Genomic DNA, 24,536 nt, shown 5'->3' on the forward strand with positions numbered 1-24,536 from the left:
GGAGAGGTTTAATTGTATACTCAATACTCTTGCTCAAAACTGATTTAGTGATCCCGACGGGATTCGAACCCATATCGTCAGAACCGGAATCTGAAATTCTATCCATTGAACTACGGGACCATTATGGTGGATGCAAAAATAATAATTTTACCTTACAACCACACATAATATATCTGCTCTTTCTATAGTTAATCTAACAAAGCTTAAATGAAATATGAATCGTATTGGTAAATTACTAAATTTGCCACACATCCGTTTAATCAATATGTTTACCATATATCTGAAGGAAATAAAGACATTTTTCAGCGCACTGCAGGGCTACATTATTACAGGTTTGTTTCTTCTGACAACAGCCCTGTTTCTATGGGTTATTCCGGGAAGCTGGAATATTCCTGAAAGCGGCTATGCCACACTGAACGGTTTATTTGAACTGGCCCCGTGGTTGTTTCTTTTTTTTATACCTGCCATCACCATGCGTATGTTTGCCGAAGAATACCGCAGCGGTACCATCGAACTGATCATAACCCGTCCCGTGAAGACCTCAGGCATCATTGGTGGAAAATACCTGGCAGGCCTTACCTTATTATTGATCACTCTTCTTCCCACATTGATTTGGGTTATCACTGTATCGGCAATAGCTTTGCCCAAAGGGAACATTGACGGAGGCGCAATATCCGGGAGTTATATTGCGCTTTTTCTGCTGGGCAGCACTTATGTATCCATTGGTGTACTGGGGTCCTCTCTGACCGATAACCAGGTGGTGGCTTTTCTCATAACACTGGCGTTATCTTTTCTCACATATTCCGGATTCAGCCTTCTGGGGTCAGCTCCCGGTATAAATGCCGTTACGGGCTATATGGAACAGCTTGGTATTGAGTCTCATTATCTTTCCATGAGCCGCGGGGTGATCGATTCACGCGATGTGTTTTATTTTATATCGGCGAACCTTTTTTTCCTGTTTGCTGCTAACATTTCACTTAAGCGCAGAACATGAGAAATATCCTGAGGACCATATCGCAATCGTGGGTAAGCCTGGTGGTTTTATTTGTATTGTTGTTGGTGTTAAACAGTGCGATCCGGTCAGTCTTTTTCAGAGTCGACCTTACGGGCGATAAACGCTATACGCTGGCCGATGTGACAAAAACATATTTAAGGGACCTCAGGGAGTCGGTTAAAATCAGGGTCTATCTGACCGGAGATTTGAATCCCGGATTTGACCGCCTGCAGCAGGCTACGAAAGATCTGTTATCTGAATTCAAGGTCTATGCAGGAAAGAATCTTTCATATTCCTTCCCTGAACCTGGAAAAATAAAGGATCAGAACGCGTATAAAAAGTTACAGAAAGAGGTGCAGGATCTGAACCTGACTCCAATAAACGTAGTGGATAAAGGATCAAGAGGCGAAGTGAGCCAGATACCCGTATTTCCCTGGGCTGTTATTGATGCCGGAGGAAAGCGCTATCCCGTGCGGTTGTTGGTCAATGCCACCGGTAAAAGTGCTGAGGAAAATCTGAATACCTCGATCGAGGAGTTGGAGTATAACCTGATGGATGGTATGCGGATTGTTGCGGCTAAATCGGTGCGTAAAATCGCATTTCTCGAAGGGCAGGGCGAGCTGGATGAAAGCCATGTGTATGATATGACCACGTCCTTAAGTCATTATTTCCAGGTAGATCGCGGGGCTATCAGCAATGATCCGTCTGTTCTGGATGCTTATGCTGTAGTGATCATCGCCAAACCGACTCGGGAATTTTCAGAAAAGGACAAATTTGTCATTGATCAGTATCTGATGAAGGGTGGAAAAATCATTTGGCTGGTAGACGGTGTTAAAATTTCGGTGGACAGTCTCGCGAAAGGACCGCAAACCGTTGGGATCTATAATAATCTGAACCTTGAAGATATGCTGTTTACCTATGGCGTCAGGGTCAACCCAACGTTGGTGCAGGATCTGCAGTGTGCCCTCTATCCGGTCAATTTTGCAGAACCGGGACAGAAAGCAGATTTTCACCCTGTTCCCTGGTATTATGCGCCTTTGTTATTCGGATATAAGAATCATGTTATTACAAGAGGACTGTCGCCGGTGAAAACGGAGTTTTGCAGTTCCATTGATACGGTGGGTGACGGGAAACTGAAAAAGACCCCTTTGCTTGTGACCAGTGGACATTCCAATGTATTCCAGGCGCCGGCACCTGTTGATCTTCAGATGGCTGTTGCCGATGTTAAATCGGAGGATTTTAAACTGGGACCACAAACAGTGGCGTGTCTGGTGGAGGGAACTTTCCGGTCGGTATTCCGGAATCGCTTTGTGCCAAAAGAAATGGATGGAATAAGCGGCAATATCATTAAAGAAAGCAAACCAACCTCGATCATTGTTATAGCGGATGGCGATATTATTAAAAATGAGGTGGAAGGAGCCGGATCAAACCAACGGGTTATTCCTTTGGGGTATGACAGATTTACGTCGCAAAACCTTTTTGGTAACCGGGATTTTCTGTTGAACTGCGTCAATTACATGACAGATGACAAGGGATGGATGGAATTGAGGTCACGGAAAGTAACCCTGCGATTACTTGCCAAGGAAGAGGCCAATGAACATAGATTGAAGTGGCAATTGGTGAACATTCTTTTACCTCTGTTTTTGCTCTTGTCAGGAGGTGTGATTTTTGTGAGGATCCGTAAAGGAAAGTATACCGGTCAGCAGAGGTAAATATGGATGTCAACACGATTTCCAAAGTTTTTAACAATGCATTCTCAGTTTATAAAATTTATCTATCTTTGATAACCACAAAAAATTGAAAAACATGAAGTTTATTGTTTCAAGCTCAACACTTTTAAGTCATCTGCAGGCAATCAGCAGGGTTATCAGTTCAAAAAATACCCTGGCAATTCTGGACGATTTCTTATTTACTTTGTCCGGAACCGAACTGAAAATCACAGCATCCGATCTGGATACCACAATGATTACAAGTATACAGGTAGAATCTGCAGAAGGTGAAGGAAGTTTTGCTTCCACAGCCCGTACATTGCTCGATTACCTGAAAGAGTTTTCGGAACAACCCTTGAATTTCAACATCGATGAATCTACACTGACCATAACAAGCGACAACGATAAATTCCAGATTGCAGCAATTGATGGCGATGAGTATCCATCTTTGCCTGCCCTCGACAGCAACCTGACAGAATTTATGATTTCGGCTGATGCCTTGGTTAGCGGGATCAACAAATCTATTTTCGCAACAGCGGACGATGAACTGCGTCCGGTAATGAACGGGATCTATTTTGATATTAACGAATCGGGCCTGACCTTTGCTGCTTCCGACGCACACAAGTTAGTCAGGATTACGGATAGCTCAGTTAAAGATGCACCCGTGTCATCATTTATTCTCCCTAAAAAGCCGGCAGCATTGCTTAAAAATGTATTGCCAAAGGAAGATGGAAATGTACATGTAGAGTTTGATACAAAAAATGCAAGTTTTACACTTCCCAATTATAAGCTGGTCTGCCGTCTGGTGGAAGGCCGGTATCCGAATTACAATTCTGTAATTCCAAAGGATAATCCGAATAAAATGATTGTGGACCGTTCGGCATTGCTGACCACACTTAAAAGGGTAGCTGTATGTTCCAATCAGGCCAGTAACCTGATAAAAATTGAACTTGAAGCCAACAAAGCAACCATTTCTGCCCAGGATATTGATTTTTCGATTTCGGCATCTGCAGTACTCGCGTGCCAGTATTCAGGCGATGAGCTGACCATTGGTTTTAAATCAAGTTTCCTTATTGAAATCCTCTCCAATATTGAGTCCGACGAGGTCGTTCTTGAATTTGCCGATTCAACGCGGGCAGGCGTGATTCTTCCGTTTGAAAAAGACGAAACACAGGATCTGCTTATGCTGCTCATGCCGATGATGTTGAACGATTAAATGTAGCACTAAAACATACGTAAAAGGTTTCCACCGGAAACCTTTTTTTCTATTTATTATGCAGTTAAAACTTAAAAATCCGATTATTTTTTTCGACCTCGAAACCACCGGAATAAACATTGTGAATGACAGAATTGTGGAGATTTCGGTTTTAAAGGTCAGTCCCAATGGGATGGAAGAGACAAAGACAGTTCGTGTAAACCCCGGGATGCCGATACCTAAACAGGCTTCGGATATTCATGGCATTACCGATGAAGATATCAAAGATGCCCCGTCTTTTAAGGAGGTAGGCAAAGAACTGGCCCGGTTTATTGAAGGATGTGATCTTGCTGGTTTTAATTCCAACCGTTTTGATATCCCCTTACTGGCTGAAGAGTTTTTACGCAACGGCATTGATATCGATTTTTCAAAACGGAAATTCGTGGATGTGCAGACCATTTTTCATAAAAAAGAACAACGGACCTTAAGTGCAGCCTACAGATTTTATTGTGATAAAAATCTGGAAGATGCGCATAGTGCTGAAGCCGATGTAACAGCAACATACGAGGTGCTCAAGGCCCAACTGGATCGCTATTCTGACCTGAAAAACGACATAGAATTCCTTTCTGCCTACTCGTCCTTTAATCGTAATGCTGACTTTGCCGGCCGGATCATTTTTGATGAAGATGGCGATGAAGTTTTTAACTTTGGGAAGCACAAGGGCAGAAAAGTAAAGGACATCTTTGCAAAGGAACCAAGCTATTATGCATGGATGATGAATGGTGATTTTACGCTCTATACTAAAAAGGTGCTTACTGCCGTTAAACTGAGGGAATTTCAAAAATAGCATCATATGAAGCTGATTTGTGTTGGCAAGAATTATGTAAAGCATGTTAGGGAGCTTCACGGAGAGGTGCCGGAAGAGCCGGTTTTATTTATCAAGCCAGATTCGGCCATTCTCAAAAACGGATCAATATTCTACCTGCCATCGTTTTCAAACGAAATACATCATGAGATAGAAATTCTGGTGAAAATTAACCGTTTAGGAAAAAATATTGAACAGCGTTTTGCGCATCGTTATTATGATGAAATAGGCCTGGGCATTGACTTTACTGCCCGTGATCTGCAGTCAGACCTCAAGAAGAAAGGCTTGCCATGGGCCAAAGCAAAATGTTTCGATGGATCAGCTCCAATCGGGGAATTTGTATCTTTGTCGGAAATCGGAGGCGATATTAATAACATAGCGTTTCGCCTTGATAAAAACGGAGAAACCGTACAGCAGGGCAATACAGCTGATATGCTGTTTAAAATTGATGAACTTATTGCATACATTTCTACGTTTTTTACGTTAAAAATCGGAGATATCATTTATACCGGAACACCTGAGGGTGTAGGGCCGGTAAAGCCGGATGATCAGTTGGTTGGTTACATTGGAGATAAGCAACTTCTGAGAATCGGTGTTAAATAGGAAGCAAAACAATTACGAATGAACTACGATCATTGGGGGAGGTTGCTGGCTCAGAAGGTAACTGAGCATTCCGGCCTGGACATTTATAAGTGGAAGGATGAACAAAATCATACCTGGAAGTCACAGACATGGACTGATTTCTTTGACCAGGTTAATAAAACAGCACTTGCACTACTCGACCTGGGTGTTAAACCGGGTGATAATGTTGCTATATGGTCCGAAAATATGCCACAATGGCTGATAGCCGATATGGCAGTATTTACCGTCCGTGGAGTTTCCGTGCCTTTATATGCCAATTCACCTGAGGTTCAGGCAGAATATATTCTCCACGAAACAGAATCGCGAATTGTTTTTGTCGGAGAGCAGGAACAGTACACAAAAATCACGGCCATCAGGGAAAAACTGCCTTCATTAAAGCAGGTTATTGTGTTTGCTGAACCGGAATCACCTGAAGAACCGGACATGTCGTTTGACACATTTGTGGCATCAGGTGCTTTTACAAATAAAAATGAAGAGCTGGAGAAAAGGCGCAGGGACGCATCGGATGATGATCTGGCTACCATCATTTATACTTCAGGTACAACAGGAGTTCCTAAAGGGGTGATGCTCACGCATGCTAATTTTGCTGAAACCTTGCGTACCCATGAAATCAGACTGGATATGGAACGGGGGGATTCTTCAATTGCATTTCTTCCCATGAGCCATATTTTTGAAAGGGGCTGGATGTATATGTGCCTCAATATGGGCATTACCATCTATTTCAATCACGATCCGAGAGAAATTCAGACTACGCTTGCAGAAGTAAGACCTACGTTTATGTGTACCGTTCCCCGGTTTTGGGAAAAAGTTTATGCAGCAGTAAATGAAAATATCCAAAATGGTCCGGCGGTTAAGAAAAATATTTTTGATTGGGCACTGAAAGTAGGGGACAAATATTATCTGCAATTTAAACGCTATAAAAAGGAGCCCGGATTGGTTCTTAAGCTGCAGCATGCAATTGCAAATGCCATTGTTTACTCAAAGGTTAAGAAAAAAGCCGGATTGGAGAATGCCCGGTTTTTCCCATGTGCAGGTGCAGCGATAGCACCGGAAGTGGCTACATTTTTTCACCGTATGGGCATTCATCTTATGATTGGTTATGGCCTTTCGGAAACTACGGCTACGGTCACCGTGAACGGCTACCATAATTTTAATCTGGCTTCAATTGGCCGGGCGATGCCGGATCTTGAAGTTAAAATCGGAGAGAATAACGAGATTATGGTGAAGGGTAAAACCGTGATGAAAGGCTATTATAAAAAACCGATTGAAACGGCAGAGGTTTTCGATGGTGAATGGTTCAAAACAGGCGATGCAGGCTATTTTACTGAGGAGGGTGACCTGGTAATGACGGAACGTATAAAAGAGCTATATAAAACAGCTACCGGAAAATACGTCGCTCCGAATTACATTGAAGCCAAGCTGGCAATGGATAAATACATTGAACAGATTGCAGTATTCGGGGACCGCAAGAAATATATAACGGCGTTGATAGCACCTTCGGTTCAGGCCATTAAGGAGTACGCCCAGAAAATGAATATTGCTCACGACAGCATTGAGGAACTTCTCAGCCATAACAAGATCACCAGTTTTTTTGAGGATCGTCTGCAGAAAATTCAGAAGGAGTTTGCCCGCTTTGAGCAGATTAAGAAATTTAAGCTGCTGCCTTATCCCTTTACGGTTGAGACCGGTGAGCTGACTTCAACATTAAAACTGAGACGCAAAATTATCTTTGAAAAGTATAAGGAACTGATTGAAGGTATGTATATGGATTAGTTTATAAGGAGTTAGTTGTAAGTAATTAGTTGTGAAAATCGAGTAAAACGAATTTTTGTTTATTCGGAATTCATCATTTCTAATTTGAAATTGATTACTCGTTCTCTATTTTTTCCCCTTTCCGGTAATAATAGATTAATCCGTAATCCCGGCATTTCTGCAGTCTGATTTCAGGATCTTCCACTTCTGTGAAGTGTTTTTCCACTTCGTTCCAGATGGTCAGAATTATATCGTCCGCTCGGTTGCGGAGTCCTGCAATATTTTCAAGATAACGTGCAGTGTTGTTTTGTAATACCTTTTGTTTGTTATACGCATCTCTGAAGATGTCATAATGTACCTTTACATTGGCGATTGAAGGCGAATAGATGGCAGTACCACCCTGTGAAATGCGTTGACGTTCACCCTCAATAATTTTATGACCCCAATGAATCAAAGCGTCATCCGAACTTAAATCCGGTACTGACTTTGAATTTGGTTCAAGACCGTAGAGTTCCTGATTCACAGCTTTTACCTCGCCACGTATAACAGCAAGATTCATAACCTGGATAAAATGAGAGATGTACAACCGGGCCTTCTTTATCTTTTCCTGGTACTTCAGATTGGAAGCCACCTGAAGCTCATGGGCCTGCTTATACTCAAACAGGGCTTTCTCGAATAAAGGGAGAAAGGACTTTATTTCAACAAGCGTTTTTTGCGTAAACGCGAGGTCGTACATGTCTAAAATTTCACCCTTTTGCAGAGCTCTGTGCAGAGAACGCAAGCGGGCCTGGTCTGTGTTTGGAAGTCTTCTGTATGGCATCTCGTTGATTATGAACCATAAAGAAATAAAAAATTCTGCGAATAAAAAAATATTATTATATAAAAATAGCTATTCTCGTCAAAATAAATAATATTAAGAACACAATTAATTAATAATTGAGTGTTTTTTGTTAACTATCAATGTCTTTAATGTGTCTTAAATTGTGCTTTGTAACACTGATTATTTTGTTACTTTTATGAGTTGAATAATATTCAGAAAGTATTTGGACTAAGTATGGTATAAAAATATCTCCCGGTTCCAATTTTAAACCTTTCTGAACCAAATTCGTAAACAAAACGTTAATTAGGGTAAAATCAAAAAGCGTATGAACCTTCACGAATATCAAAGTAAAGAACTCCTTGCCAGAAATGGTGTACCTGTACAGTTGGGTTATATGGCTACAAGTATTGAAGAAGCCATGGAAGCTGCTAAAAAAGTGGAATCTGAAACCAAAGGTGGTGTTTGGGTTATTAAAGCTCAGGTACATGCAGGTGGCAGAGGTAAAGCCGGTGGCGTTAAGGTTGCTTTTTCTCAGGATGAAGTCAGGGATAAGGCATCGGCTATTTTAGGTATGACCATCGTCAATAATCAGACTGGTAGTGCAGGAAAACTTGTACGGAAAATAATTGTGGCCGGAGATGTTTATTATAAAGGGAAGCAGGATCCCAAAGAATATTATATGAGTATTCTGCTCAACCGTGGAACCGGTAAAAACATTGTATTATACTCTCCTGAAGGTGGTATGGACATTGAAGAGGTCTCGGAAAAATTCCCGGAAAAAATATTTACGGAAACAATTGAACCAGGATTCGGACTGACGGATTTTCAGGCACGGAAGATTGCATTTAATCTTGGTCTTGAAGGTACAGCTTATAAGGATATGGTGAAGTTTGTAAAAGGACTTTACAAAACATATCTGGATAACGATGCTTCCCTAGTCGAAATCAATCCTGTATTAAGAACATCAGATAATCATATTGTGGCTGTGGATGCCAAAATGAGTATTGATGATAATGCCTTGTACCGACATCCGGATCTGGAGGCAATGATGGATAAAGATGAGGAGGATCCTGCAGAACTTGAGGCGGCTGAACACAGTCTCAATTTCGTTAAACTTGATGGTAACGTTGGTTGTATGGTAAATGGTGCCGGTCTTGCCATGGCTACAATGGATGCCATAAAGCTTTCCGGTGGTGAACCGGCCAATTTTCTTGACGTTGGTGGAGGAGCTAATGCTGAGCGTGTGGAAGCAGGTCTGCGCATTATCCTTAAAGATCCGAGTGTGAAAATAGTCCTTATCAATATATTCGGTGGTATTGTGCGTTGCGATCGTGTGGCAAACGGTGTGGTTCAGGCTTATAAAAACCTTGGCGATATTGCGGTGCCCATGGTGGTACGTCTTCAGGGAACCAATGCTGAAGAAGGTGCTGCTATTATTCAGGAAAGTGGTTTAAAGGTACATGGCGTGACAACCATTGAGGAAGCGACTGAAAAAATAAAGGTTTTATTATAGTTTAGCAGATATAATTTTAATCATTGCGAAAGAACTGGCAAAATTATTTCAGATGGTTTTGTCAGTTCTTGTTTTTATTTTATATTTGCACCCGCTAACGGGCGAATGAAACAGAAAAGTATAACTTAAAGATATAACATTGCGGGGTAGAGTCCCGACAAAAATTGTCGGGAGAAGCTCATCAGAGCTCATAACTTTTACCTTCTAAAAGAAATTATATTGCGGGGTAGAGCAGTTGGTAGCTCGTCGGGCTCATAACCCGGAGGTCGCAGGTTCGAGTCCTGTCCCCGCTACAACAAGCCCCTGAAAACAGCGTTTTCAGGGGCTTTTATTTTGTATTAAGCTGCAGGTTCGATCCCGATAACTATCGGGACTGTCCCCGCTACCAAGAACAGTGTGAGAGTGAAGAGTGAGAGCGATAATCACTAAACTGTTTTTTTGTTTGAACCTGTTCTAACCACTCTCACACTGGAACCCGCTCTTTCTTAAACTCGCTTTCTTTCCAGTTACTAATCAGAGCGCGTTAAATGAATAATCTGATAAATGAAAGCGGAATTTGATATTTGCTGCTGAATCCAGTTGCTGAATAATAGCGTCATTTTTAAATCCAAATCCATTCCATTTGTAACTGATGATCATTTGATCTGCAGAATTTTTAAAACGTTCCAGAATAATTAATCGATTACTAATTCCATCAACCTTGAAGTCAACAATTGGATTTCCAACTTTGGATCCAAGCCATTTAGGGTAGATGTAATCTTTAGAGATATTATACACGAATATCCGGTTCTCTTCAATATTGTGATAGCGTGTTTTCTTCTTTACTCCTACAACTAATTCAGGTCTTTGATCCTCATCAACATCCATTATCTGAAGTTTCCAGGGGAATAAGCCGGTGTGACTGTCAATCGATGGTCTTAAGTATTCATTTTTAAGAATAGCGTATGGAAAGATGGCTAATCTTGAGATGTTGAGCAAAGTATCTTTAATTATGGCATAAATAAAAGCAGTATCCTTTTCCGTATTTAATACAGCATCAGAGAAAACAAAGGAGGAATCCTGCATTGAAAACGTTGTTATTTTATGGTCATAATAAGAATCAATTTTGTTTTGAAAGATGTTGAAATGGACACCATCTGACATTAATTCTTTTAGAGGTTTTTCTGCGGAATAGTTGATTTTATAAGCTGCATTCTTTTTACTGATTTTAACATCGAATGGATTAGATAATCTGTTTAAGCGTTTAATTATTTCTTCAGATGTTTTTTCTTCAGCTGGTACTGGCCGGCAGTTATTTATCAAAACAGGTATAAGTTCAGGAACCATAATTTGTCCATTGTGAAACTGACATTGAAAAACAGCACTCTGCTTTTGCTCATTTTTTGAGTTATCAAATACAAAGTTACCCAGACTATAGAGTATGAGCTTCCCTCGGTAGTTTTCAATGGATTGCAGTACATGTGGATGATGTCCTAGTACAAGGTCTGCTCCGGCATCAACAACAGCATGGGCCAGTTCTACCTGTTTTTCTGATGGGAGTGCTTGATTTTCATTTCCCCAGTGAAAGGAAATGATGATGTTATCTACAACCGAGTTGTATTTGGTGATAAGTTTGCAAAGTCTTTCTTTTTGACCATATGCAGGATAAACAGAAAGCTCATTGAAAACTGTACCTTCAAGAAGGAAATCCAGGATAGCAAAAATAGCAAATGTTTCACCGTTTTTTTCAATCAGTACCGGTTCAAATGCTTCCTCCTGATCAGAACCGGCACCTACCGGAAGGATCGATGCACTTTGCAGATGTTTCATGGTATTCAATAATCCCGGTTTGCCATAGTCAATTGTATGGTTATTGGCAACCGAAGCCACATTGAATCCTGCATATGCAAGGCCATTTATATAGTCCGGGTCTGCTCTAAATGAATATCTTTTGTTGATTGCATAACCTTCGTCTGGATTTGCAACGGGACATTCCAGGTTAAAAAAGGCAATATCGTTTTGAGAAATGAGCCTTCTTGTGCCTTCAAAAGGATAGAATATGCCTTTATCTTCAATAACTTTTCGAACTTCCCGATCCAGTAAGATATCTCCTACCGCACAAAATCTGACCTGCGAAAAGGATGTCCAGTATACGCATGCCAACAATAATATAAGCGTACTTTTAGCAACCGGTTTCATAATATATAATTCGCCATCCCGGTTCTTTTGATGATTCAGGGATATCCATCTTTTCAGGTTTAAATAAAGGTGTTAAAAATCTTTCCTGAGGCATATCAGATTTGTAATTAATCCAGGATGGTTGATCCGGTTCTTCTCTGTTTTCAATAAGTTTCTGCCATTTTTCATCAGTTAACCGGTCCGTGGCAGGCCATTCAAATTCATAATAGGAAAAGATGGCTCCACGGGTCAGTTTTAATTTGCCTTCTATGTCTACAATAACATATATTGCCTGTGCACGACCCACACCAACCTCAAGTGCTTTATCAGCAGCTGTGTGAACATCTGCTATCACAGGCATGTTTTTATCCGGACCGTCAACCTCCCACCATTCATAGGCACCCTCTGATAATATGCGTAACGTTAAATTATCCAGAAGTGATCCGAACTTCTGAATTTGTTCGTATTCTTCCAGGCTGATTTTATCCTTGTTGTTTTCTTTCTCAGATATCGTACTTAAAAAGATGAGAAGCTCCATTAATTCAGAACCCGTATATTCCAACCTGTAGTCCAGCATATCACGTTCCTTCAATCCGGCTGTTGTAAATTTTATCAGTGAAAGCATCCTGTTATAAAACTCTGTGTTTGGTTCTACATATCCTTTGGGAGGTTCAGGTATCCATATTGTCAATTCCTCTCCACCGCTTCCACATTCAGCGGCTGAACTTTGTTTGGCATACAATATGGTATTATGGCGTAATTCTGCCCAGCTTGCCATGGCTGTGTTTAATGTTTTAATTTTCCAGCCTTCTGTCGTCATAAAAAATGGCAGATTGTCCTTGCTCTTAATATCGTATAACGCTTTTAAATTATATAACCAGTAATAATAAAGGTTCTGTGTCCAGTCATTTTTAGAATAGTTATTTGTCTCCTTTATTATCTGAGCTAAAGTATCAGGGTATACAGGAAAATCTTCCCACGATGCTTTAAAATCATTTAGCATTAAGGCTTTTGCCGTTGTATTTCCGAAGCCAGCCATGATATCCAAACCGTTAGGCATTTTTCTTTTTCTGGCATTAGTTAATCGGTGAAATATATAGGAGTCAGGGATAAAACGCTGCCCCATTAAACGAAACTGTTTACCATGTTTTGCTTCAGTTCCATGACCAGAAATTTTTTCGGAAGGAAGGTCTATAAAAAGCTGATTCAACTTTTCTGAGTTCGCAAAACTATTAATATCTGTGTTCTCCGTGAACTGGTTATCCATTATGAGCTTCATTTCCACCGGACCGGTATCATCTGATAATCCTACATAAAAAACGGTTGGCTCGTAAATTTCATTCCACAGCTGGATTAATTTGCCATGTTCATATGAGGTATTGTAAAGAGCTGAAGTTATCAGCATGCTCCCAAGTAATTCTCTTTTATATTTTAAGGAAAACCCGGCATTACCTAACCACATCATAGCCATAAAATAATTTTCAAGGGCTTTACTTCTGGTATAATGGCCCCTGGGAATGTAAAGGCTGTAATCCATATTTCTTCCAAAAAATTCTGAACCTTTCCACGGCACATGATTTTTACAGTTTTCAATTTCCTTCATAACAAGGTCTTTGTATCGACCCTGAATTTCCGTTTCGCCTTCGGATATGAAGTATTTACAGACCCCTAAATACGCCAGATCGTAATCTATGGCATCAAGTATTTCAGCATTGTTTGTTTGTATTTTTAATTGCCCCAGTTCGGTTATTAACAAGTTAATTAGTTTTTCAAGCCGCCGGGTCAGGTATTTGGTTTCAATGGTTCGCAGACTCATATCAAAATATAGGTGATATAATTGAAGTACTGCATCCGTCGTTATGAAGCTGGGAATTCCGAGATAATCATTGTTTTCATAAATATAGAAAAGTTGATCCCTGTTTGTTGGTATTGCCAAAAAACCATTCTCGCGGAGTTTCTTTTTTTCATATGCATTAAAAGAAGGGTATTGAAAGGTATTGTAAATATTCTCAATGTTAACTTCTTTTGAATCACTGGTGGTTATGTAATCTTTTTCTCTGAGCTGATTTTCCCGCAAACCGATCAAATTAACATTATAACGATCTATATCGGATAAATCAGACTGTTTATATTCCTGATTTGGTTTATACCACGGTTGTTTCATGAAAAATGCATGGAGCTCGTAAGTTTTAAACGGGCGTCCATATTTAGCAAAGATTGAATTTCGCAGTATCCATAATTCGCTTACCGTTTTGTTTTCAATGTCTGTTGTGGTAAGTTTAGTTTCAGGTACTATTACAGATTGGCTACTGCATAGAAGGATGTTGAAGAATAAAAGAATAATTAGAAACCGGCTTTTCATTTGTGGTATATTTTAAGGTTAGAATTCATAAGTGCTTAAAACGGCAGATATGCGCCCATTGAATACATTAAAAATATGGGAACATGGGAGGTTTCATAGGTCCAGTCTCTATCATCCGGATCAATGCTGTATGCCAGACCGATCTGACAGGTGAACCATTTTCTCGCCCTGTAGACATATGAGGCTGTAAGAGCTGAGTTTTCTGTCAGCAATGTGTTTCGGCGAAAATTGCTACCATATTTACTGTATCCCTGGTGAATATACTGAAGAGAAAGGCAGGAACTTCTGATCCCTGGCTGAAGATGATAATTTACACCACCGCCATACCCCAAAAATCCTCCTCCGAGCTGGATGCCAATCCGGTTTGCTACACGTTGTTCCACATCCACTCCAAGCAAAGATCCTCCTCCCTGCATAATACCAACAGTAACGATGGTGTTCTCACTTTTCCCTGACGGTGAAACAGAAAAGGAATGTAGATTAATCGTAATTAAAATGCATAACAGCAAAATCTTTTTCATAACAGGTAAATAAGTTGTTGATTTAAATGAATATAAAAATAGTGAATTTTACTTTTGATTTACGACTGCCTCAAATTGTCTATCTGTTGTTTTTAACCTAGTTCCGTATTCTAGCCTTGTTCCTGCGTTTAAAAATAAGTGCTGAAGATCTCTAATTTTTATAAAGACCAAATAATCAGTGTAGTAAGTTCGACATGGGTTTGTTATTCAAACTTATTTTCAATGATATAGTAATGAGATGCTTATGGCATATTATTGGGGCATAATTTAAAACCTATTAATTATGCGAAAGTTTCTACTCACTTTGTTCCTTACGGGAATTATATCTTACAGTGCTAATGCGGATAATGAAAACACAGATGCTGGTGCCAGTAAACCAACGATAGCAGGCCGGATTGTAGACGAGGAAAACTTGCCTTTGCCTGGAGCTTCTGTTTTTATTGAAACACTGAATAAGGGTTCAATATCGGATGTGAATGGCTTTTACCGGTTGACAGTTGCCAATCCGGGAGATTATACCGTATCAGTATCATATATTGGTTTTAAATCCCAGACTGGGGATATTAAAGTAGCACAGGGAGAAACAGCTACCCTGGACTTTAAACTGGAGGCCGGAATTAACATGGAGGAACTCGTGGTCAACAGTTCCCTTCAGGGTCAGTCTAAAGCAATAAACCAGCAAAAAAACAGTGTAAATATTACCAATGTAATTTCATCGGACCAGGTGACCAGGTTCCCCGATGCCAATATTGGTGATGCATTGAAACGTATTCCGGGTATCAATGTACAGTATGATCAGGGAGAGGCCCGCTTTGGTAATATACGTGGGACTGCACCGGAATATAATGCAGTAACCATAAACGGCGACCGTATTCCATCTGCTGAGGCAGAAACCCGTTCCATTCAGCTTGACCTGATTCCATCGGATATGATTCAGATGGTGGAGGTAAATAAGGTGATAACTCCTGATATGGATGCTGATGCCATCGGCGGTTCGGTGAACCTTGTTACGAAAAGTTCACCATATAAGCGCCGCATTTCGGGTACCGTTGGCGGAGGCTATAATTTTCTTTCAAACAAACCGGATGAAAACATTTCCCTGGTGTATGGTGACCGCTTTTTGAAGGATAAACTGGGAATGGTCCTTTCCGGTTCGTACCAGAATATAAGCCTTGGATCGGATAACATAGAAGGTGAATGGGAAAAAGGTGATAATATGAACTTTATGACCGATTTTCAGATTCGTACCTATAATGTGCAGCGTGAACGCCAAAGTTATTCGGCTTCATTCGATTATAATTTTAATGCAAACCATAAAATTGAACTCAAAGGGATTTACAACCATCGTAAGGACTGGGAAAACCGCTACAGAGTTCAGTTTAAAGATATTGAATATAATGAGGATGATGGCGTTTGGGAAGCAGAAATAAGACGTCAGACAAAAGCCGGAACGGGTGATCATAAATATGCACGTCTTGAAGATCAGAAAGCAATGGATTTTGCCTTAAAGGGCGAACATCACTTTGGTGCTGCCGAATTGTCCTGGAAAGGGTCTTATGCTAAAGCTTCAGAAGACAGGCCTAACGAACGATACATTGCGTACCGCTACAAGGGAACGGTCATTAATCCGGATCTTTCTGATACCAGAAAACCGTTTTATGCAATTGTAACGCCGGATGCAAAGGACCTAAGCAGTGAATGGGGTTTGAAAGAATTAACAGAACAACATCAGTATACCGATGATATTGATAAAAACTTTAAAATTGATTTCGCGGTTCCGCTTAATGACGGGAAATTTAAAAACAGGGTAAAGGTTGGAGCAAGCTACAAAGGTAAAGAGAAGAAGCGTGACAATGATTTTTACGAATATGAACCGGAGGATGAGGATGCATTTAACGCCGGTTCGTTTCAGAATATGGTTGACATGAGTAAAGATAATTTCCTTGCGGGAGACCGGTATCAGGCCGGAAATTTTATTTCGAAAGAATATTTGGGTGGTATTGATTTTAATTCCGGATTTATTAAAACCCGGGTACTCGAAGAACTTGCAGGTAACTTTAATGCCAAAGAAAATGTATTTGCCGGTTATATCAGATATGACCAGAGTATAGGCAAGAAATTAGACCTGGTTGCCGGGTTGCGTATGGAGGCAACAAATCTTGAATATACAGGCAGGGAGCTTAAGGTTGATACCGAAGGAGATGAATCGCTTTCAGTAACCGGTCCGATTACAGATAACTATGTGAATCTTCTTCCGGGAGTTATAGGAAAATATTCGTTTAGCAAAAATACAATGTTGAAGTTTGCATGGACAAATACAATTGCCCGTCCGAAATATTTTGATCTGGTACCCCATGTTCAGATTAACCTTGAGGATATGGAAGCTGAAATCGGAAATCCGGAGCTCGTGCCTACCAAATCAATGAATTTTGATGCTATGTTTGAACATTACTATAAAAGCATCGGACAGATATCTGCCGGGATTTTCTATAAACGTATTTCCGATTTTATTGTCACTCAGGAATCAAGAGATTTCGCATATGCCGGTAACACTTATGACAAATTCTTTCAGCCCCTGAATGCCGGGGATGCCAATCTTTACGGGTTTGAACTTGCTTTTCAGCGTCAGTTTGATTTTCTGCCGGGTTTTTGGAAGCAGATCGGTTTTTATGCCAATTATACCTACAATCATTCCAGGGTTAAAAACTTTAACCTGGAAGGTCGCGAGAATGAAGATGTTAAACTACCGGGCACTCCTGATAATACGTTCAATGCATCACTTTATTACGAAGGAAAGAAACTAACATTAAGAGCATCGCTTAACTATGCAGATGCGTTTATTGATGAGATGGGTGATGAGGCATTTTATGACAGGTATTATGACAAGGTAACCTATCTGGATTTTAATGCAAACTTTTCAATCACTGACAAGCTGAATATATTTGTTGAGGCAAATAATCTTTTGAATCAGCCTTTGAGATATTACCAGGGTTCTCCTGAAATGACAATGCAGGAAGAATACTATGGGTCCAAAGTGTTTTTAGGAATTAAATTTGACATTTAATCTGTTTTATATTATTTATACTTCCGGAACTGATGTTGCAGTTCCGGAATAAATTTTAAACACATGAAAAACAGGCTAATATACTATATTCCCTCGTTGTTGGTATTTTTTGTTCTATCCTGTAACAGGCCAGGTGAAGGTTCCCGCAAAGCAGGAGAGCATATAAAGCATCTGGTCAATGCAACAACAGAGACTACGCCGGTGCCGGAAGGCAGGAATGACGATTCAGCTGATGATCCTGCCATTTGGATCAACCGGACTGATCCTGAAAAATCAATCATTGTAGGAACAGATAAAAAAGGTGGAATGGCAACCTATAATCTGGATGGAAAGGAGCTTTACTATCTGGCATCAGGTAAAATGAATAACTGCGATATCAGACAAGGTTATTCTTTAAATGGAGATACGGTGGATATTGTTGCGGCTTCCAACCGTTCGTTTCAATCTATATCGTTGTTTCAAATCTATCCTGACGGAAAGCTGGATACAGTGCACGCCAGGCTTATCCCATCACAAATGCAGGACGAAGTTTATGGCCTTTGCATGTATCACAGCCGTAAAACAGAAAAATTCTTCGTGTTTGTCAACAGCAAAGCCGGTGAAGTGGAACAATGGGAATTGTTTACCAATGGTAATAAAGTTGATGCTAAAATGGTTCGTTCCTTTTCTGTTGGAACCCAGACCGAGGGAATGGTAACGGATGATGAGAATGCCGTGTTGTATTTAGGTGAAGAGCAGGCCGGAATCTGGAAATTCAATGCTGAACCGGATGGATCAACCAATGGCACCTTTGTGAAGAACAGTTCAGAAGATAACAGAAACATAAAATATGACATTGAAGGACTGGCGATATATGATTCGGGCAACGGCAATGGTCTTTTGATGGCTTCGTCACAGGGAAATTATACTTATGCCGTATTTGAAAGGCAGGACAGTAACAGATATCTGGGTAGTTTCAGGATTACTGATGGTGAAGTTGATGGTGTGGAAGAAACAGATGGAATTGATATAAGTGCTGTTCCAATGGGACCCAAATATCCGAAAGGCATTCTGGTGGTTCAGGATGGATACAATTATGACGGGCGGAAAAAAATGAGCCAGAATTATAAATACATCTCCATGGATAGTGTATTAAACCTGTTCAAATACTAAAATATAACGGACATTTTATTAAAAGACACTGACCAAAAAAGGCATATAAACAATAGAAACTTTTTTTGAAATAAACTTTCTTATACCCTCCATCCTTGAAGCTATCGGGCCTCTCCAAAAGTGGGAGACTTTATGTTCCCTTTCCGCATGTCGCAGAAGCTACAGCGGAGGGAAAAAGGGTTTTCATGGGTAGTTTATAACAGGCTACTTACAATCCATAAGTAAAGTTTATACAGATTTTACCTTTTGGACAGCCTCTTTTTGTTGCATATATAAAAAGGGTATAACCATCAGTCAATGGCAAGGTTGTATACACCTGTGACAAGTATTTTATCAGATTTCGGGGCCTCAGTCAATTCTATAAAACGGTCTGTCTTTCTGCCTGTTTTAATTCTTGCCTTGCTGAAGAAGTAATTGTCCGGAGTTTCGTTTTCATATGTTAATATATAGGCGTCATTTCCGGAAAAAAGCACGGCAGTTTCCGGAACAGAGAGAAGCATTTCTGAATTAACAACTACGTTTCCCTCTACAAACTGATCATTTACGAATTCTGAAGATCCGGACGGGTCAATGTCTGCAAAACATTCAATGGACCTGGTATCAGACATTATGGCTTTTCCCACAGTTGCTAACCTGGCACTGTACCTTGTGCTTTTGTTTCCTGCAGAGTAGAACTCAATGGTCTGGCCTGGTTTCAGTTTATTGATGTCTTTTTCAAATACCGAAAGTTTTATCTGGAATGTTTCGGGATTAATAATCTCAGCAATGGTTTGCTGCGGTTCGATATACTGACCAACAGTTGCAATAATGCTTGTTATATAACCTTTTATCGGCGACTTCAGGGTGTAAGCGGTGTAAAAATTCCCGTTTTCAATTTTGTCCGTATCCAAACCGATTTTCTCAAGTTTCATCTTCAGGGCATTCAACCTGGCTCTTTCGCCCATAAAGTTACTTTCGGCAAGAACAAATTCCTTTTTTGTTCCGATGTTTTCATCCCTGAGCTCTTTGGTCCGTTCATAATCGCTTTTCAATCGTCTCAACAGGGCTGATGATTCGGCATAATCCTTCTGCAGGTCAAATAAGGCGTTTCCGGTCACCTCCAGTAATACTGTTCCTTTGGCCGTTTCCATTCCGGGTTTACCATATATCTTACTTATTATTCCGGGAACCGGAAGACTAATCTGAGCCTTTCCGTTTATGGTAGGTATAATGGTTCCGGTAAAGTAAACCATATCAGAAAACGAACTTAATTCCGGTGCACCCAGGGCCATCTTTTCCGAGTCAAACTGGGCTTTTGTAATTTGAATCAAATCAGACGGAGCTTCTTCTGTCTCCGCAGATTTGTTTTGACAAGAAAAAAGTACTGTGCTGAATAATAGTATGGATAAAATGAAGTGTGATTTCATAATCGTGACTGTTTATTTTGAATAATTTATGATTTCTGAAGATATGACGTTGTAGTTGAACAGGTTGTCGTAAAAGTCCAGTTCAATCCCCGAGGCAGATTCAAAACTGGTGACAAACTGGTAAAAATTGATTTCACCAAGTTCATAGGATTTGAGCGCGGTACGCATGATCTCATCATACAGCATTTTGCCCTCAGAAAAATAATAATCCAGCTGTGCCTTGTATTTTAAGCGCGTATTTACAAGCTCATTCAGATTATTATTGATTTTTTTAATTTCATTTTCCGAAGCCGTAGTTTGTGCGTTGGCACCAATTTTAGCTGCCTGAATACGGGCTTTATCATCTGCAAAAAGCAACGGAACGGCAATGCCAACCTGAAAACCGTGGTAGATTTTTGCATTATCATAACGGTTTGATCCCAGAAAGTAGTTAACCGTGAAGTCCGGCAATGTTCTGTTTTTTTCCACTTTAACCAGTGAATTTGAAAAGTCATTTTCAAACTTTAGGAGTTGAATGGATGGAAGGGAATCAGGCTCCGGTGGTGCTACCTGTAACAACTCAAGGGAATCGGATACATTGAAGTCCGTGTCAGAATTCATAAGGGTCTTAAGCTTCTTATAGCTGTTCTCAAGGTCAATATTAACCGAATTCAGAAGTATAACTGTCTGACTTTTTTTAGCTTTAATGTTCAGTACATCCAGCTGACTGATGTCACCTTTTTCTGCTTTTTTTTCTGAATTGTTCAGTAATTCGGAGTACAGACTATCCAGGTTATGATACAGCTTTTGCTTGCTCTGCAACATCTGACAGCTGAAGTAAGCATGTGAAACGTCTTTAATCACGGTCCTTTTTTGTATGTCCAGTTTTGTTTCTGCAATCGAAACCTCAATGGATCTTGAATGGCTTTGAGCCGCGTAAAAAGTCGGGAAACTGAACCCCTGTTCTATACCCCATACTTTTAAAGGGTATCCGTTTTCTGCTATATTATTCTGATCCAAACCATAACTTATCGTTGTATGATCAAATGCATAAGCCGTCTTCTTTAATGCTTTACTTTCATCTACCCTGAGCGAAGAGGCCGCAATTCCGGCATTATTTTGAAGGGCAATTTCAATGACGTTGTTCAGGTTCATCGTTTTGTTCTGACCAAACGTGGTCGTACCTGAGGCTAAAAGAATCAGGATCGCTGCACCCATACTACCCGACCGGATAAAGCGTGGGGGAAAGAGTTTGATGCGCCTGACATTATAAAAAATTTCATAGAGAAGGGGCAATGCTATCATGGTAAGCATGGTTGAAGTTACCAGGCCGCCAATAACAACTGTTGCGAGCGGACGTTGAACTTCTGCCCCGGCTCCGGTTGAAATGGCCATAGGTAAAAAACCGGTTGCTGCAGCTCCTGCTGTCAGCATTACAGGACGCAGACGGTCTTTTGTTCCGGTTATGATCAGTTCTCGCATGGATTTCATCCCCTGATGTTCCAGTTCTTTCAGGTGTTCTATCAATACGATACCATTTAAAACGGCAATCCCGAACAGGGCAATAAAACCTACACCTGCTGAAACACTAAAAGGCAATCCCCGAAGCCATAGCAGAAATACACCGCCGACTGTAGCCAAAGGAATTGCAGTGAATATCATGATGGCGTCCCGTAAAGACTTAAAGGCAAAATGCAGGAATATAAAAATCAGTAACATAGCTATGGGAACGGCAAGCAATAAGCGTCTGGACGCATTCTGTAAATTCTCAAACTGTCCGCCGTATTCAATATAATTTCCCGGACTGAGCTTAACGGTATTGTCTATGCGTTGCTGAATATCCATGATTACCGATTGTAAATCACGGTTTCTCACATTAACGGCCACCACAACGCGGCGCTGGGTATTGTCCCTTGATATTTTTGCCGGGCCCTGGGTATAAGATATTTCTGCCAGCTCCGACAAAGGAATTTGTGCCCCCGTTGAAACAGGCACCTTGAGCTGACGGATATTATCGATACCTGTCCGGTTTTCATTGCCAAAGCGCATCACCATATCAAAGCGTTTTTCTCCCTCAAAAACAACGCCTACAATTTTGCCACCAAATGCTGAAGACAGGTATGTGTTTAAATCTTCAACATTAACGCCATAGTAGGCAATTTTACTCCGGTTATATTTTACCCTGATCTGTGGTAACCCAGAAGTCTTTTCAAGAATGATATCGCTGGCTCCGGGAATATCGGATATTCTGTTTTTAACCTCCGTGGCTTTCTGAGTGATGTAATCCAGATCTTCTCCGAATATTTTAATGGCAATATCGGATCGTACACCTGTTATCAGCTCGTTAAAACGCATCTCTATGGGTTGGGTAAATTCATATTCAATGCCCGGAATAACGGATAACGCTGTTTTGAATTTATCTGCCAGCTCTTCTTTGCCCTTCGCCACTTTCCATTCATCTCTTGGTTTTAATTTGATGATCATGTCAATTTCTTCCATCGACATGGGATCGGTGGGTACCTCTGCTGCCCCTATACGCGATACAATCTGATGCACTTCATCGGGAAATTCGCTGATCAGAATATTTTCCATCCTGGTCGTCATCTCAACTGTTTTAGACAATGACGTGCCGGTTTTTAAAACAGGCTGTATCACAAAATCTCCTTCATCCAGTGTCGGAACAAATTCTCCTCCCATTCTTGAAAACAATACACCGGTTATGATAAGTGATACCAATGCCAGACCGAGCACGATTTTTTTATGGTTGCACGACCATTTGATGACAGGCAGGTAGGACTTGTATGCTATATTCATGATCCGGTCAGAGATATTGAATTTTTTTGTTTTACCCGGACGCAGGAACAGTGATGAAGCTACCGGAAGCCAGGTGAGGCCCATAATCATGGCTCCGATGATGGCAAAGGAGAATGACAAGGCCATAGGGCGGAACATTTTTCCTTCCACGCCGCTCAGGGACAGAATCGGGATAAAAACGATAAGAATGATGACCTGTCCGAAGATGGCCGATTTCATCATTTTGGAAGCACCTTCATGTGAAATTCTGTCCATAATAGTTTGACGCGTATCCTTGCCGCCTTCCAGTATTTCCTTCTTCTGCATCGTCATTTTTATGGCTATAAATTCCACAATAATAACTGCACCATCAATAATGATCCCAAAGTCCAGTGCCCCCAGACTCATGAGATTGGCATCAATGCCGAAAATAAACATCATGGAAATGGTGAACAGCAGTGCCAGTGGTATCATGGAGGCGATGACAAGGGCTGAGCGGATATTGCCGAGTAAAAGAATGACGGTCAGCATGACAATTATGGCTCCTAAAACCAGGTTTTCTACTACTGTGAATGATGTTTTGGCAATCAGTTCACTCCGTTCCAGAATCGGATTGATAAAAACACCTTCCGGAAGATTGGTCTGAATCTCTTCTACCCGGGCGTTTACTTCATTGATCACCTCTTTGGAGTTGGCATTTTTAAGCATCATAATCTGCCCGAGAACCGTCTCACCTTTGCCGTTTGCCGTGATAGCCCCAAAGCGGTTTGCATAGCCGAAATGAACTTTGCCAAGATCCCTGATCAATACCGGTGTTCCGGCATTGTTTCTGACCACAATGTTTTCGATGTCTTCAAGAGATGTCACCTGTCCATCGCCCCTGATGAAATAGCTTTGGTTGGTTTTCTCAATATAGGATCCTCCTGAAATGCTGTTGTTTTTTTCCAGCGCATCAAAAACATCCATCAGGCTGATATTGAGATTGAGCAGACGCGACGGATCAATCGCAACTTCATACTGTTTTAAATAACCTCCCCAACTGTTAATCTCCACCACTCCGTTAATGCCCGATAATCTTCGTTTAATAATCCAGTCCTGTATGGTTCTTAAATCCATAGGTGAATACCGGTTCTCATAACCGGGTTTTACATCAACGATGTACTGGTAGATTTCCCCAAGTCCGGTAGTTATAGGACCCATTTCCGGCGCACCGTAAGCCTCCGGAATATTTGCCGATGCACTCTTTATCTTTTCAGCAATTAACTGACGGGGAAGATAGGTTCCCAAACGTTCCTTAAACACAACGGTTACAACGGAAATACCAAATTTTGATACCGACCGGATCTCCTCCACGCCAGGTAAATTTGCCATTTCCATTTCTACAGGCGCCGTAATAAACTGTTCTATCTCCTGTGTTGAAAGATTTCCGGAAGTTGTAATCACCTGTACCTGATTGTTGGTGATATCAGGAACAGCTCCTACAGGTATTCTTGAAATAGAGTAAATGCCAAATCCTGCAACTGTTAGAGTAAAGAGGATAATTATCAGTTTATTTCTGACACTAAAATTTACAATTTTTTCCAGCATGATGTAATTATTCTGAATTGAGAGT

General features: G+C 40.7%; 15 protein-coding genes and 2 tRNA genes. 10 read left to right on the forward strand and 7 right to left on the reverse strand.

What is annotated here, in order from left to right; all coding sequences use genetic code 11:
- Nucleotides 1-48: 48 nt before the first annotated feature.
- Nucleotides 49-120: transfer RNA gene (locus tag ACE1EF_RS14840), tRNA-Arg, on the reverse strand.
- 145 nt (nucleotides 121-265) lie between these two features.
- Here ACE1EF_RS14840 and gldF point away from each other — a divergent pair.
- The 6 genes from gldF (at nucleotide 266) to ACE1EF_RS14870 (ending at nucleotide 7,178) form a co-directional block, all read left to right on the forward strand.
- Nucleotides 266-994: a gliding motility-associated ABC transporter permease subunit GldF gene (gldF, locus tag ACE1EF_RS14845; protein ID WP_375721464.1), complete on the forward strand. Its 729-nt coding sequence runs from the start codon at nucleotides 266-268 to the stop codon at nucleotides 992-994.
- Entirely contained in the window at nucleotides 991-2,706 is a 1,716-nt protein-coding gene (gene gldG / locus ACE1EF_RS14850; RefSeq protein ID WP_375721465.1) for a gliding motility-associated ABC transporter substrate-binding protein GldG, read from the forward strand. Before gldF ends, gldG begins: the two co-directional genes overlap by 4 nt.
- 94 nt (nucleotides 2,707-2,800) lie before the next feature.
- The gene (gene dnaN, locus ACE1EF_RS14855) at nucleotides 2,801-3,919 is read left to right on the forward strand and encodes a DNA polymerase III subunit beta (protein ID WP_375721466.1); all 1,119 of its coding nucleotides are present in this window, start codon (nucleotides 2,801-2,803) and stop codon (nucleotides 3,917-3,919) included.
- A gap of 58 nt (nucleotides 3,920-3,977) precedes the next feature.
- Nucleotides 3,978-4,745, forward strand: a complete 768-nt coding sequence (locus ACE1EF_RS14860; protein ID WP_375721467.1) for an exonuclease domain-containing protein — start codon at nucleotides 3,978-3,980, stop codon at nucleotides 4,743-4,745.
- A gap of 6 nt (nucleotides 4,746-4,751) precedes the next feature.
- Nucleotides 4,752-5,366, forward strand: a complete 615-nt coding sequence (locus ACE1EF_RS14865; RefSeq protein WP_375721468.1) for a fumarylacetoacetate hydrolase family protein — start codon at nucleotides 4,752-4,754, stop codon at nucleotides 5,364-5,366.
- 18 nt (nucleotides 5,367-5,384) lie between these two features.
- Nucleotides 5,385-7,178 (forward strand): AMP-dependent synthetase/ligase, encoded by a 1,794-nt coding sequence (locus tag ACE1EF_RS14870; RefSeq protein ID WP_375721469.1) that lies wholly within the window; start codon nucleotides 5,385-5,387, stop codon nucleotides 7,176-7,178.
- Between the two features lie 94 nt (nucleotides 7,179-7,272).
- Here the strand turns inward: ACE1EF_RS14870 and ACE1EF_RS14875 are convergent, their stop codons facing one another.
- Entirely contained in the window at nucleotides 7,273-7,977 is a 705-nt protein-coding gene (locus ACE1EF_RS14875; protein WP_375721470.1) for a hypothetical protein, read from the reverse strand.
- A gap of 325 nt (nucleotides 7,978-8,302) precedes the next feature.
- Here ACE1EF_RS14875 and sucC point away from each other — a divergent pair, with 325 nt between their 5' ends.
- Together sucC and ACE1EF_RS14885 are read left to right on the forward strand one after the other, a co-directional pair.
- On the forward strand, nucleotides 8,303-9,490 hold the full coding sequence (gene sucC, locus ACE1EF_RS14880; RefSeq protein ID WP_375721471.1) for an ADP-forming succinate--CoA ligase subunit beta: 1,188 nt from the start codon (nucleotides 8,303-8,305) through the stop codon (nucleotides 9,488-9,490).
- Nucleotides 9,491-9,710: 220 nt separating this feature from the next.
- Nucleotides 9,711-9,783 (forward strand) — tRNA-Met (locus tag ACE1EF_RS14885).
- Nucleotides 9,784-10,003: 220 nt separating this feature from the next.
- On the opposite strand, the gene ACE1EF_RS14890 is transcribed toward ACE1EF_RS14885, so the two are convergent.
- From ACE1EF_RS14890 to ACE1EF_RS14900, 3 genes are read right to left on the reverse strand one after another with little or no spacing between them, the layout of a single operon-like run.
- Nucleotides 10,004-11,668: a CapA family protein gene (locus ACE1EF_RS14890; RefSeq protein WP_375721472.1), complete on the reverse strand. Its 1,665-nt coding sequence runs from the start codon at nucleotides 11,666-11,668 to the stop codon at nucleotides 10,004-10,006.
- The gene (locus ACE1EF_RS14895) at nucleotides 11,652-14,009 is read right to left on the reverse strand and encodes a DUF3160 domain-containing protein (RefSeq protein WP_375721473.1); all 2,358 of its coding nucleotides are present in this window, start codon (nucleotides 14,007-14,009) and stop codon (nucleotides 11,652-11,654) included. Before ACE1EF_RS14895 ends, ACE1EF_RS14890 begins: the two co-directional genes overlap by 17 nt.
- A 35-nt stretch (nucleotides 14,010-14,044) precedes the next feature.
- Nucleotides 14,045-14,530: a hypothetical protein gene (locus tag ACE1EF_RS14900; protein ID WP_375721474.1), complete on the reverse strand. Its 486-nt coding sequence runs from the start codon at nucleotides 14,528-14,530 to the stop codon at nucleotides 14,045-14,047.
- 283 nt (nucleotides 14,531-14,813) lie between these two features.
- On the opposite strand from ACE1EF_RS14900, the gene ACE1EF_RS14905 reads away from it, so the two are divergent.
- Nucleotides 14,814-17,594 carry a TonB-dependent receptor gene (locus ACE1EF_RS14905; protein ID WP_375721475.1) on the forward strand — a complete coding sequence of 927 codons (2,781 nt, stop codon included), beginning with the start codon at nucleotides 14,814-14,816 and terminating at the stop codon, nucleotides 17,592-17,594.
- 63 nt (nucleotides 17,595-17,657) lie between these two features.
- On the forward strand, nucleotides 17,658-18,746 hold the full coding sequence (locus ACE1EF_RS14910; RefSeq protein WP_375721476.1) for a phytase: 1,089 nt from the start codon (nucleotides 17,658-17,660) through the stop codon (nucleotides 18,744-18,746).
- 290 nt (nucleotides 18,747-19,036) lie between these two features.
- Here the strand turns inward: ACE1EF_RS14910 and ACE1EF_RS14915 are convergent, their stop codons facing one another.
- Nucleotides 19,037-20,152 (reverse strand): efflux RND transporter periplasmic adaptor subunit, encoded by a 1,116-nt coding sequence (locus ACE1EF_RS14915; RefSeq protein ID WP_375721477.1) that lies wholly within the window; start codon nucleotides 20,150-20,152, stop codon nucleotides 19,037-19,039.
- A 12-nt stretch (nucleotides 20,153-20,164) separates the two neighbouring features.
- Nucleotides 20,165-24,511, reverse strand: a complete 4,347-nt coding sequence (locus ACE1EF_RS14920; protein WP_375721478.1) for a CusA/CzcA family heavy metal efflux RND transporter — start codon at nucleotides 24,509-24,511, stop codon at nucleotides 20,165-20,167.
- Nucleotides 24,512-24,536: the final 25 nt, after the last annotated feature.

Origin of the sequence: Quyinboa sediminis, assembly GCF_042219855.1 — a bacterium.
Taxonomy (GTDB): domain Bacteria; phylum Bacteroidota; class Bacteroidia; order Bacteroidales; family UBA5342; genus JBHJHP01.